This is a genomic window from Nonomuraea ceibae (genome assembly GCF_019396325.1).
GTDB classification, from domain to species: domain Bacteria; phylum Actinomycetota; class Actinomycetes; order Streptosporangiales; family Streptosporangiaceae; genus Nonomuraea; species Nonomuraea ceibae.
This window is the reverse complement of sequence record NZ_JAHKRO010000050.1, coordinates 49,996-63,537: the sequence shown is the minus strand read 5'-3', so window position 1 is coordinate 63,537 and position 13,542 is coordinate 49,996. Positions and strand designations below refer to the sequence as shown.

The window sequence follows — 13,542 nt, the reverse complement described above, 5'->3', positions numbered from 1 at the left end:
CGCGCAGGGCGGGGGGGGGGCCGGGGAGGGAGGCGGCGACGTCGGCGGCTGCCGCCACGTTCCTGCCGCCCACGCGTAACGGGCCGAGGCCGAAGGCCGCGATGCGCTGAGCGGCCGTCCGGCCCACCGCGCCGGTGGCGCCGAGCAGCCCGATCATCGCCCGTCCCCGAGACGGGCGCGGACGGCCAGCGCCACCCCGGCCACGGTCGGGTCGGCCAGGAACTCGCGTACCGGAACGGACGCCCCGGCCTCCTTGGCCAGGCGCACCACGGCCCGCACCGCGAGCAGGGAGTCCCCGCCCAGGCCGAAGAAGTCCGCGCCCCGGTCCAGCACGGGAACCTCCAGGAGCTCCTCGAAGACGTCGGCGACCGCCTGCTCCAGGTCGTCGGCGGGCGGGCCCTCCTGGTGACGGACGGCCGCTTCCGGCAGCAGGCCGAGACGCAGCCTCTCGTCCGGCACGGGTTCAGCGGCCTCGGGCAGGCCCGGCACCCGGTCCCAGCCGGAGCCGTCGGCGAGGGCGTCCACCAGGTCGACGAACTCGGCGAAGGCCGCCGTCACCTGATCGAGGTCGAAGAGCTCCTCGACGAGGGAGAAGACCGCGACCATCTCCGGGCCGAGCTCGAAGCAGCGCACCTCGATCGCGACCTGCGGGGTGCGCAACTGGTGGAAGTAGTCGGAGGCGACCACCCGGCCCAGCGGCCCGGCGTCCTCCGGAGGGCGGCCGCCCATCGCGGCGTCGACGCCGAGCACGCTCTGGAACACCACCGGCCCGACCGGCCGCCGGCTGCCGCGTCGGCGGGCCAGCTCCCGGCCCACCTCCACGCCGGTGACCAGGTTGTGCGCCGCGTGCTCGCCGGAGGCCACCTGCGCGGCGGTGGCGAGCTCGGCGAACGTGGCGGCCGGGTCGAGGTCGAGGGGGAGCAGCATGGTGGCGGCGAAGGCGCCGACGACCCGCTGCACGTCGGGGTGGAGCGGCAGCCGGTTGAGCTGCAGGGCGTTCAGCAGCATCCGGCGATGCCCGGCCCAGCGGGCCAGCACCACGCCGAACGCGGTGAGCATGGCCGTCGACGGGGTGACGCCCCGGCTCGTGCACTGCTGCCGCAGCGCGCTCCAGCGATCGGCGCTCCAGCGATGCTCGCGGTTGCCCATCGTGACCGGGCGCACCCGCTGCGGGTCGGCGGCCAGCGGCAGGGCCGGCGGGCCGGGAAGCGCTTCCAGGCGGGACCACCACCAGTCGCGGTCGGCCTGCCACGCCTCGGTGGCGGGCAGGCCGGCGAGCGAGGCCACGTAGTCGCCGAAGTGGATCTCCAGCGGCGGCAGGGCGGCGTTCCAGTCGGCGACGAAGGTGAGCAGGTCGCGGCTGAGCACGCTGGACGACCAGCCGTCGAAGACGAGCAGGCTCAGGCCCAGGTGGAGCCGCCCCTCGTCCTCCGGGAGCAAGGTCAGCCGCACGTCCAGCCCGGGGCCGCGGGCGGGGTCGGGGCCGCTGGTGCTCATCTCGTGCCGTACGTCCCGCAGCGTGGCGGCGATCTCGTCCGGGCTCGCCTCGCGCAGGTCGTACACCCGCACCCGCGGCACGGCGCCGGGCGCGCCGGCGGGCAGGACGTGCTGGCGGCCGTCGGAGGTGACGCGCGCCCGGAGCGTGGGCTGGTGCGCGGCCAGCCGCTCGATCGCGTCCGTGAGCGCGTCGGCGGCCTCGTCGCCGTCGACGCCGGTCAGCGCGTGGTCGAGGTAGTAGTGGGCCGAGTCGTAGGACAGCTCCCAGCCGTCCTGCTGGCCGACGAAGTACCCCTGCTGCAGGGGGAGCAGGGGGAACTCGGCGTGCGGGTCCGGGCGCGGGGTGACCGTGATCGGCAGGGCCCGCGGTCCGGGGCCGCCGGCCGCGCGTCGCCGGACGAGCTCGGCCAGCTCGTTCAGCGTGGTGTCCACGCGCACGTCGGACAGGGCCAGCGCGACGCCGAGGCGTTTGCGCACCAGCGCGGACATGCGCACCGCGAGGACGGAGTCGCCGCCCAGGCGCAGGAAGCCGGTGTCGTACGGGATCTCCTCGGGCGGCAGGTCGAGCAGCTCCGACCAGATCTCGGCCAGTTCCTTCATGGGCACTCCCATCGTCAGTGATCAGCGGGTGGCGGCGAACAGGCGCTGCGACAGCGCGGTCAGAGGGTCGTCCCGTCGGGGCAGGTCCACGTCGACGCGCAGCCCGCTGCCTTCCAGGGCGGCCAGCCATTCCTCGCGGCGCAGGTAGGTGCGGGTGGTGCCGGCTCGGGCGTCGTGCCGCTCGGGCGGCCCGTCCGCGGTGGACAGCGCGAACGGCATGGAGGTCAGCGACTGAGGGTGTTCGCGGACGGTCTCGATGAGCAGCACCCGGCCGCCGGGGGCCAGCAGCGCGGCGATCCGGTCGAGCAGTCGGCCGACGTGCGGGGCGTTGTGCGCCATCGTCGCCGCGACGACCAGATCCAGCTCTCCCGGCTGGTGCGGCAGGTCGCGGGCGATGTCGAGCAGCGCGTAACGCAGGAAGCCCGCGTCGAACCGCCGCCGCGCGGCGTCGAGGAAGAACGGCGACAGGTCGGTGAACAGGTAGAACTCGACCGGACGGCCGTCCAGCGCGGGCAGCAGGTCGGCGGTGGTCGCGCCGATGCCGGCGCCCAGTTCGAGGATGCGCAGTGGACGGCCGGTCCGTCCGGCGAGATCCCTCAGCACCTCGGCCGCGGCGGCGTTGAGGTAACGGCTGATCAGGTTGCCGCGGTACACGGCCTCGGCTGTGCCCGGCTCGCCGTCCGGGTAGAGCAGCGCCTGCACGCCGACCTCGTCGCGCAGCAGCGCGGGCAGCTCCCGCAGCGACCGCAGCATCAGGTCCGCGAGCTCGGCGGGGTAGCCGAGCGCCGCCCGCGCGGACTCCATGCGGGCCCGGGCTTCGGCCAGCTCGGCCCGGCGTGGTGCGCGCAGGCCGTGGTAGCCGCCGGCGGCGTCGCGGCCGGCCAGGCCGTGCTCGTGGAGGGCGGCGAGCCAGTGCCCGGGGATCCACCGGTGGCGGGGTACGGCGCCGAGGTCCTGCGCGACCGCGTCGGGATCGTGCGTTCCGCCGTCGCGCAGCCGGGTGCGCCGGTGCAGGTCGGCGGCGATGCCGAGCAGGATCAGCCGGTCCAGGTCCTGTACGGCTGCCGCGGTGCCACCGGTGGCGGATCCGGCGATCGCGGTGCGCCCGGCGCGGTCCGCGCGGTCGTTCAGTGGCGACATGAGGCGAGATCGTACGAAATAACGGTAATCATTTTCAAGATCTAGACAAAAGCCCTCGAAGCATGTAGCAATGAAAACCGTTTTCGTTTTACGTCTCCGTGGAAGGGGTCTCCCTTGGGTTCGGCCACCGTCGATGAAGTACTGGCCTGTCTGGCCGACGTGCTGGAACTCCGGCCTTCGGACCTCGACCCCGACGTCCCGCTCACCGCCCTGGGCCTGGAGTCCTTCACCGCCGTGCGGCTGCGGCGGCGGCTGGTCGAGGACGCCGGGCTGAACCTGCCGCTGACCGCCTTCCTCGGCGACGCGACCGCCCGCACCGTCGCCTCCGGCACCGTGCCGGAAGAGCCGGCCGAGGAGGAGCAGTCGTTCCCGCTCACTCCCGTCCAGGCCGCCTACCTGGTCGGCCGGGACCCCGCGTTCCCGCTCGGCGGCGTGGCGACCTTCTACTACTTCGAGTACGACCGCACGCCCCAGGACACGCCCGAGGCCGACCTCGACCGGCTGGAGAGCGCGTGGAACCGGCTGGTGCGACGGCACCCGATGCTGCGCATGGTCGTCGGCCCCGACGCCCGGCAGCGCGTGCTCGCCGAGGTCCCCGGCTACGTCATCCCGCGCACCGACCTGCGCGGGGAGTCCGCCGAAGCCGCGGCCGAGGCGCTGGACAAGCTGCGCGCCGAATGCTCCCACCAGATGCTCCCCGTCGACCGCTGGCCGCTGTTCGACCTGCGTGCCGCGCTGCTGCCGGACGGCCGCACCCGGCTGTTCGTCGGTGTGGACGTGCTCGCCCTGGACCTCATGAGCTGGATGCGGCTGATGAGGGAGTGGGGCCGGCTCGTCGCCGACCCCACCCTGGAGCTGCCCCCGCCGCCGCTCGGCTTCGCGGATCTCGTACGGCGCAAGGCGGCCGACCCCGTCGAACGGCGGCGGCGTGAGACGGACGCGGCCTACTGGGCGCGCCGCGCGCCTGCCCTGCCGGACGGGCCGGCACTGCCCTGGAGCCGGGGCCCGGCGGAGTTCAGCGGGCACAGGCTCACCCGGCACGCCGCCGAGCTGTCCGCCGAGGAGTGGACGCGGCTCCGCAAGCAGGGCGCGGCGCACGGGCTGAGCCCGACCGGGCTGCTCCTCGCGGCCTTCGGCCTGGTGCTCCAGCGGTGGGGCGCCCGCGAGCCCTTCTGCCTGAACACCACCCTGTTCGACCGGGACGACCTCGCGCTCGGCGACGACACCCCCGGCCTGGAGAGCGTCGTCGGCGACTTCACCAGCACGGTCCTGGTGGAGATCCCGGTCGCGGACCCGGGCCGCTGGTACGGCTTCGCCGGCTATGCCGCGTCCGTCAACCGGCAGTTCTGGACCGACCTCGACCACCGGGCCGTCTCCGGCATGGAGGCGCTGCGCGCCGCGATCGAGGCAGGGGAACGGCCCAGGGAGACCGACGCGGCCACCGGGCTGCCCCTGCCCACGCACACCGTGGTCTTCACCAGCGGCGTCGGGCTGGCGGGGGCCGGGCAGGCGCCCGCGGCCTGGCTCGGCACGGAGGTCTTCGGCGTGTCGCAGACGCCGCAGGTGCTGCTCGACCACATCGTGTGGGACGAGAACGGCCGGCTCCGCATCGCGTGGGACGCCGTGGACGGAGCGCTGCCCGACGGGTTCGTCGACGGGATGCTGGCCGCGCACGTCCGCCTGCTGCGGCGGCTGGCCACCGAGCCGGATCTGTGGACCGACCCCGCCCTCGGCTGGGACCCGTCGTTCCTCCCTGACGAGGACGTGCCCGGCGGGGCGTTCGGCGAGGCCGGGCCGCTCCTGGACGATCCGCTGCGCGCCGCCGCCTCGCGCGACCCCGGCGCGCCTGCCCTGCTCGGCCCGGCCCGCAGCGTCGAGGCGGGGGAGCTGGCCGAGCGCGCCGCTCGCAGCGGGCGGGCGCTCGCCGCCCTCGGGCTCAGGCCGGGGGAGCTGGTGGCGGTGGCGGCGGACAAGGGCATCGCCCAGGTCACCGCGCTGCTCGGGGTGCTCGCCGGGGGAGCGGCGTACGTGCCCGTCGAACCGTCCTGGCCCGCGAGCCGGGTGGCCTCGCTGTGCGAGCAGGCGTCCATCCGGCACGCGCTGCTCGCCCCGGAGGCCGACGCCACGCTGTGGCCGGACGGGATCACCGTCCATCGGCTGGACGACGACGGCGTGCTCGCCGGCCCCGAGGCCGAGCCCCGGCGCCCGGAACCGGACGACCTCGCCTACGCGATCTTCACGTCGGGCTCGACCGGACGCCCCAAGGGCGTGGCCGTCGAGCACCGTGCCGCCCGCACCACCCTTGACGACCTCGCCGGACGCTTCCCCCTCACCGCCGAGGACCGGGTGCTCGCCCTGTCCGCGTTCAGCTTCGACCTGTCGGTCTACGACATCTTCTCCGTGCTCGGCTCGGGCGGCGGCGTCGTGCTGCCCGAAGCCGCCCGCCAGCGCGACCCCGGCCACTGGCTGGAGCTGATGGCACGCCACCGCGTCACCGTCTGGAACACCGCGCCGGCCCTGCTGGAGATGCTGGTGGAGTACGCCGAGCTGGAGCCGGAGGCGACCCGGCGGGCGCTGGCCACGCTGCGGCTGGTGTTGCTGTCGGCGGACTGGATCCCCGTCACGCTGCCCGATCGGCTGCGGGCGCTGGCCCCGCACGCCGAAGTGGTCAGCCTGGGCGGGGCGACCGAGGCGTCCATCTGGTCGATCTGCCATCCGATCGGCGAGGTCGACCCCGCCTGGCCGAGCATCCCGTACGGCAGGGCGCTGCGGGGGCAGTCCTTCCACATCCTCGACGAGCACGGCCGGCCCTGCCCGGTCGGCGAGGCCGGCGAGCTGCACATCGGCGGGGACGGGCTGGCCCGCTGCTACGTCGGGGACCCGGCGCAGACGGCCGAGCGCTTCATCACCCATCCGATCCTGCGCCGACGCCTCTACCGGACCGGCGACCTGGGGCGCTGGCGGCACGACGGCACGATCGAGTTCCTCGGCCGGCTCGACCGGCAGGTCAAGATCCGTGGCCATCGCATCGAGCTGGGCGAGATCGAGGCCACGCTGGACCGGCTGCCCTCGGTCCGGCAGGCCGTGGCCCGCGCGGTCCCCGGACCCGACGACCGGCCCCGGCTGGTCTGTCACGTGGTGCCCGCGGACCCCGCCGCGCCGCCGTCGGACGACGACCTGACAGAGGCGCTGCGGGCAAGCCTTCCCGCCTTCATGGTGCCCAACAGGTTCCTGATCGCGGACGCGCTGCCGATCACCGACAACGGCAAGATCGACTACCGGGCGCTCGCCAACCCGTACAGCCGACCGCGGGAAGAGGCCGCACCGCCCGCCCCGGCGGCGGCCCGTCCCGGGACGGACGCACGCACGGTCACCGCGACCGTGACGCGCGGGCTGCGGCTCAGCCTGACCGTGTCGGCCGACGGCGTGATGGAGCTGGTCGTGGAAGGCGACGCGGGCGACCCCGCGCGGACCGTCACCCCGGCCGCCCAGCCCGAACCACCGCCCGCGCCGCCTGCCGCCCCGGGGCACACGCAGCCGGATCCCCAGGTGGAGCGGGCCGTGGCCCGGGTGTTCAGCGAGCTGCTCAAGACGCCGGTCGACGTCACCACGCCGTTCTTCCGGCTGGGAGCGTCCTCCCTGACCGTCGTCCTCGCCCACCGCACGCTGAGGGCGGAGCTGGACGAAGGGCTCACCGTGGTCGACATGTTCGCCCGGCCGACCGTCCGGGAGCTGGCCGCGTTCATCACCTCCCGCAAGGAGGCGGCCCAGGCCGGGCCGGAACCCGTACCTGATCCCGCACCCGATCCCGTCGCCGGACGGGCCGCCGCCCGCCAGGCGGCGCGGGCACACGCCGCGGAGCTCGCCGGATGAGCGCCGTGCCGGACACCACCGGGCCCGGGCCGATCGCCGTCGTCGGCCTCGCCTGCCGCTTCCCCGGCGCCCCGGACGCCGACGCCTACTGGGAGCTGCTGCGCGACGGCCGCACGGGCCTCACCAGGTTCACCGAGAGCGAGCTGGACGGGCGCGGAGTCCCCGGACGGCTGCGCACCCATCCCGGGTACGTGCCGGTCGGCGGGATCATCGACGGCCAGGCGGACTTCGACCCGGAGCCGTTCGGGTTCAGCGACGCCGAGGCGGCCCTCCTCGACCCGCAGCAGCGCCTGTTCCTCGAATGCGCCTGGCACGCCCTGGAGCACGCCGGCCACGGTGGCGGGCGCGACGCCGGCGCGGTGGGCGTCTTCGCGGGCGCCATGCAGAGCGCCTACCTGGCCGGCAACCTCGCGGGCCGCTGGGATCCGACCGGCTCCGGCCGCGATCCGCTCGGCAGCCTGCAGACCGCGATCTCGACACAGGCCGACTACCTGCCCCTGCAGACGGCGTACCGGCTGGACCTCACCGGACCGGCGGTGGCGGTGGCGACGAGCTGCTCCACCTCGCTGGTCGCCGTGCACCTGGCCGCGCAGTCGTTGCTGTCCGGCGAGTGCGACACCGCCCTCGCCGGCGGGGTGTCGCTGATCGTGCCCCAGGGGCAGGGGTACGTGCACGTCGACGGCGGCGTGTACTCGGCGGACGGCACCGTGCGGCCGTTCAGCGAGCACGGAACCGGCGTCGTCTACAGCCAGGGCGTCGGCGTGGTGGCGCTGCGCCGCCTGGCCGACGCGCTGGCCGACGCGGATCCCGTGCTGGCCGTGCTGCACGGCTCGGCGACGAACAACGACGGAGCCGGCAAGGCCGGGTTCACCGCGCCGTCCGTGCGCGGTCAGGCCCGCGTGGTGGCCGAGGCGCTCGCCGTCGCCGGTGTCTCGCCGCGCGAGATCGGCCTCGTCGAGGCGCACGGCACCGCCACCCCGCTGGGCGACCCCATCGAGGTGGCCGCGCTGCGGCGGGTGTTCGGGGACAGCGGCCCGGCCTGGTGCGGGCTCGGCTCGGTGAAGGGCAACATCGGCCACGCGAACTCCGCCGCCGGCATCGCCTCGTTCATCAAGGCCGTCCTGGCCGTGCACCACCGCGTGCTGCCCCCGACGCTGCACGCCCATCCGCTCAACCCCCTTCTCTACCTGGAGCGATCGCCGTTCGAGGTGATCACCGCGGCCCGGGAGTGGGACACGCCTTCGCTGGCCGGGGTGAGCTCGTTCGGCATCGGCGGCACCAACTGCCACGCCGTGCTGGGACCGGCCCCGCACCGCCCGCCGGTCCCGGCCGACCGGCGGCCGCAGCTGCTGGCCGTGTCAGCGGCCACCCCCGAGGCGGCGCGCGCCACCGGACGGGCCCTCGCGGCCCGGACCGAGCTCGACGAGGCCGACCTGGCCTACACGCTGGCGGTCGGCCGCTCCCCGCTGGCCTACCGCGTGGCGGGGGTGGGCCGGGCCGGGCTCGCCGCGGCGGCGCCGGTCGAGGCGGCCGGCCCGGCCCCGCGCGTCGTGTTCGCCTTCCCCGGCGCGGGCAGCGCCGGCCCCGGCATGGGCGGCGGGCTCTACCAGGACGAGCCGGTCTTCGCCGAGGCCGTCGACGCGTGCGCCCGCCTGCTGCTCCCGCTGCTCGGCGCCGACGTCCGTGACGTCCTGGACCCGGGGATCGCCGAGGAGCGCGTCCGCGACGTCGCCTTCGGGCTGCCCGCCCTCTTCGCCGTGTCGTACGGCGCGGCCCGGCTGCTGGAGTCCTGGGGCGTGCGGCCCGACGCCCTCGTCGGCCACAGCCTCGGCGAGTGCACGGCCGCGGCGGTGAGTGGCGCGCTGCCCCTCGCCGAGGCCGCCAGGCTGGTGGCGGCCCGGTGCGCGGCCGCCGCCCGCGCGGCCGGGGGCGGCGCGATGCTGGCTGTGCCGCTCGGCGAGCACGACGTGCGCGAGCTGCTGTCGCGCCATCCCGGGCTCGATCTCGCCGCCGTCAACGCCCCGGGCGCCTGCGTCGTGTCCGGCCCCGCCCCGGCCGTCGACCGGCTGGCCTCCGAACTGCGGACCGGTACGAGGCTGCGGGTGACCGCGGCGATGCACTCCCGGCTGATGGAGCCGGAGCTTCCCGGCCTGGGCGAGGCGCTCGCCGGGCTGACCGGCGGCGTCCCGGCCGTCCCCGTGTTCAGCACGGTCACCGGCGCCTCGATCGGCGCCGAGCTGGGCCGGGCCGGGCACTGGACGCGGCAGTTGCGCGAGCCGGTGCTGTTCGGGCGGGCCCTGCGGGCGGCCGTCGGCGGCGAAGGGCAGGCCCTGGTCGTCGAGGTCGGCCCGGGTACCGCCCTGGCGGCGCTGACCCGCAGGAACGCGCTGCCCGGCGTGCGCTCGGTCGTCACCACGATGACGCCCGACGAGCCCGGGAGCGCAGCAGTGCGGCAGGCGGCGGGAACCCTGTGGGCGCACGGCGTGCCGGTGGACCTGGCCGCGCTGCCGGCCCCGGGCAGGCGGCGGGTGCACGCACCCGGGTACGCCTTCCAGCGCCGCCGCCTGTGGATCGACCCGCCGGCTTCGGGCACGCCCGGCGAGCATCCTGACATCACCGGGGACGAGCCGCTGCAACTGCCCGTCTGGAGCCAGGTGCCCCCGGCCGAGCCCGCCGCTGCGCCCGGCGGCCGATGGGCCGTGACCGGAACCGGCGCCCTGGCGGACGCGCTGCGCGCTGAACTGGCGGCCGGTGATCTTCCGGCCGCCGGCGAACCGCCGACCGGGCTGGTCGTCGTGGTCACGGAGGACGGCGACGACTCCCCGGACGGGGTCTCCGCCGCCGTCCTGGACTTCGGCGCGGTCGCGGGCAGGTGGGCCGCACAGGCCGAGCAGCCGGTCCTGTTCCTGGTCACCCGGCACGCCGAGCAGGTGGCAGGCGATCCGCCGCCCGATCCGGCCAGGGCGGCGCTGAAGGTGCTGCCGCGGGTGCTCGGCCAGGAACAGCCCGGCCTGCGCTGGGCCACGCTCGACCTCGGCAGCCCCGCCGATCCCGGAGCCGAGGCGGGCGCGGTGCTCCGCGAGCTCGCCACGCTGGCGGCCGGGACGCAGGCGGGCGCCGAGACGGCCCTGCGGGGCGCGACCCGGTGGCGGCGCGGCACGACCTCCTGGCGGCCCGGCGGCGGCGAACGGGCGCCGTCACCCGGCACCGTCCTGATCACGGGCGGGCTGGGCGCTGTGGGCCAGGTGCTCGCCAGGCATCTGGCCGGTCGCGGCCATCGGGTGGTGGTCACCTCGCGCACGGCGGGGCGGGGCGGCAAGCTCGGCGAGGCCGGCGTGGAGGTGCGCGTCTGCGACGCCACCGACCCCGCCGCCACGGCGGCCCTGGTCGAAGAGCTGTCCGCCGACGGGCCGCTCGAACTCGTCGTGCACGCGGCCGGCGTGATCGCCGGGGCACGGCTGGACCCGCTCCGATCCCTGGAGGCCGGGCAGGTCACCAGGCAGGTGGGGGCCAAGCTCGGCGGCGCGGTGGCGCTGCGGGACGCGATCGCCGCGCTGCCCGAAGCGAGGCGTCCCAGGACCGTCCTGCTCATGTCCTCGGTGACCACGCTGGTGGGCGGCGTCGGCATGGGCCCCTACGCGGCCGCCAACGCCGCGATGGACGCCTTCGCCAGCGCCGCCACCGGCCCCACCCGGTGGGTCAGCGCGGTCTGGGACGGCTGGCGGGCGGGCCTCGACGGCGCGGAGACGGCCGTGGTGCTCGCCGGCGCGCTGGACGAGGCCACCGGCACCGGAGCGCTGGACCGGCTGCTGGCAGCCCGGGACTCCGGCCACCTGCCCGCCGCCGTGGTGATCGCGGCGACCGACCTCCGGCCGCGGATCGCCGAGGCCGGCCGCCCCAGGCGGATCGCCGCCGCCGGGGACGTCACGCGGCTCAGCCCGGGCGAGCGGGCCGTGGCCGGCATCTGGTCCGAGCTGTTCGGCACCCCCGTGACCGATCCTGACGCCGACTTCTTCTCGCTCGGCGGGCACTCCCTGCTGGCCGCGCGCATGCTGGCCGCGCTGGGCGAACGCTTCGGCGTCCGGCCCGGGATGCGGGAACTGCTGGCCTCACCCACCGTGGCCGGGATCGCCGGACTCGTCGCCTCCCCGCGCCCACGCGAGAGGACGGCAGAGGAGGACCTGCCGCCCGAGCCCGCCGTCGAGCCCGGCGGCACGTTCCCGATGACCCGCGTCCAGCACGCCTACTGGGTCGGCCGGGACGGCGGCTACCGCTGGGGAGACCTGCCCTGCCACTTCTACCTCGAACACGACTGCCCCGCCCTCGACCTCGACCGCTACGAACAGGCGTGGAACCAGGTCGTGGCCCGGCATCCCATGCTGCGCGCCGTGGCCACCCCCGAGGGGGAGTTCCGCGTGCTGGAGAGCCTGCCGCGTTACCGGATCCGGGTGCACGACCTGGCCTCGACGCCGGAAGAGCGCAGGGCGGAGCGGCTGGCCGCCCTGCGGGAACGCCTGTCGACCAGGCCGGGACCGCCCGATCGGTGGCCGCTGGCGCAGATCCAGGCCGCCCGGCTGCCCGGCGGCGTCGTGAGGCTGTTCATCGGGGTCGACGTGCTCGTCTGCGACGCGGCCAGCTGGTGGATCATCGAGTCGGAGCTGCGCACCCTCTACCGGGACCCGGACGCCGCCCTGCCACGCCTCGACCTCCACCCGGCGGCCTGCGCGGCCGCCCTGGAACGGCAGGACGAGCGCGCCGCCGCCTACTGGCGGGAACGGCTCGGCACGCTTCCCGGCCCGCCCCGCCTGCCGGTCGGCGATCCGGCCGGCACGCCGCCCCGCTTCGTGCGGCGTGCCGTACGGCTGGACCGCGACGCCTGGGCGGCGCTGCGGGCCGCCGCAGCCCGTCACCGGGTCACGCCGGCGGCGGTGCTGCTGACCGTGTACACCGACGCGCTGGCCCGCTGGGCGGGATCCGCCGGCTTCTGCGTGACGCTGACCCTGTTCGACCGGCCGCCCATCCACCCGCACGTCAACCGCGTCGTCGGCGACTTCACCTCGCTGCTGCTGCACGAGGTGCCGGTCGCTCCCGCCGCCACCTTCGCCGAACGGGCGGCCACCACTCAGGCCCGCATGTTCGACGACCTGGACCACCGGGGCTTCTCCGCGCTGGACGTGCTCACCGAGCAGGCGGCCGGAACGGGTGAGGTGCGGCCGGTGCCGGTGGTGTTCACCAGCGCGCTCGGCGTCGCCGACATGGTGGAGGGGGAGGAGAGCCTGGAATGGGCCGGTGAGCAGGTGTACGCGGTCTCCCAGACGCCGCAGACCTGGCTCGACCACCAGGTGCTTGAGCACGACGGCGAGCTGCGGCTGCAGTGGGACGCGCTCGACGGCGTCCTGCCCGCCGACGAGCTGGACGTGGTGATCGCCGAGCACGCCGCGCAGGTCCGGGACCTGGCGGAGAACCCGGCCGCGTGGACGGGCGACCGGCCCCCGCGGGCCGCCGTCCCCACCGTGCCGGACACGGTACGGGCCGGCGCGCGGGACATCGTGCTGCCGTTGCGGGCCGAGCCCGGCGGAGCCCCCAGGCCCACCCTGTACCTGGCCCATCCCTCGGGCGGCGACGTGCTCTGCTACGCCGAGCTGTCCCGGCTGCTGGATCCCCGCGTGGACGTGGTCGCGCTGGCCGACCCCGAGCTGGCGGGAGCGGCCGGGCCGCAACCCGGGACCGTCGAGGGAATCGCCCGGCAGTACCTCGCGGCGATCGACGCGGCGGGCGGTCCCGGCCCCTGGCTGATCGGCGGCTGGTCCATGGGCGGCACGGTGGCCCAGGAGATGGCCCGGCACCTGCACGCGGGCGGCCGGCACACCGCGCTGCTGGTGATGCTCGACTCCAACGACCCGGCGCTGATCCGCGACGTCCCCGGCCATGACGCGGACGAGGTCGCCTGGCAGGTGGCGGTCCGGCACCTGCACGCGCTGGAGGCGTACCTCGGCATCGACCTGGACGCCGGCGACGCGCTGGCCGCCGTTCCCCCGGAACGGCGCATGGCCGCGGTCGCCGACCGCCTGCGCGGGCACCGGCTGCTGGGCCGGGGCGAGGACCTGACCGTGCGGCTGGGGGTGTTCGCCAGGCACCTGCGCGCGCTGGCGGCCCACACCCCGCGCTACCTGGCCGACCCGGACACCACGACCCTGCTGATCAGGGCGGACCGCCCTTCTCCCCGCAACTCCGGCATCGGGATGGGCGTCGACGACACCCCGCCCGGCCGGCCCGACCTCGGCTGGGGACGCCACCTGGCCGGAGTGGTCCAGTCCGCCGGGGTCGACGCCCACCACTACGGCCTGCTGCACCCCCCGGTGCTGCCCGTCGTCGCCGATCTGATCAACGCCGCGCTCGACAAGACGCTGGCGCGACTTCGCGAAAGGTAAC

Annotated in this window: 4 protein-coding genes; 2 read left to right on the top strand and 2 right to left on the bottom strand. The window is 75.9% G+C overall.

What is annotated here, in order from left to right:
* Window positions 1-153 precede the first annotated feature (153 nt).
* Both KME80_RS27470 and KME80_RS27465 read right to left on the bottom strand, forming a co-directional pair.
* The gene (locus KME80_RS27470) at window positions 154-2,097 is read right to left on the bottom strand and encodes a phosphopantetheine-binding protein (protein WP_246645862.1); all 1,944 of its coding nucleotides are present in this window, start codon (window positions 2,095-2,097) and stop codon (window positions 154-156) included.
* Window positions 2,098-2,118: 21 nt separating this feature from the next.
* Window positions 2,119-3,237 (bottom strand): class I SAM-dependent methyltransferase, encoded by a 1,119-nt coding sequence (locus tag KME80_RS27465; RefSeq protein ID WP_219509220.1) that lies wholly within the window; start codon window positions 3,235-3,237, stop codon window positions 2,119-2,121.
* A gap of 114 nt (window positions 3,238-3,351) precedes the next feature.
* Between KME80_RS27465 and KME80_RS27460 the strand changes: the two genes are divergently transcribed.
* Window positions 3,352-7,110, top strand: coding sequence for a non-ribosomal peptide synthetase (locus KME80_RS27460; protein WP_219509219.1), 3,759 nt, complete (start codon window positions 3,352-3,354; stop codon window positions 7,108-7,110).
* Window positions 7,107-13,541, top strand: coding sequence for a type I polyketide synthase (locus KME80_RS27455; protein WP_219509215.1), 6,435 nt, complete (start codon window positions 7,107-7,109; stop codon window positions 13,539-13,541). Before KME80_RS27460 ends, KME80_RS27455 begins: the two co-directional genes overlap by 4 nt.
* Window position 13,542 lies beyond the last annotated feature (1 nt).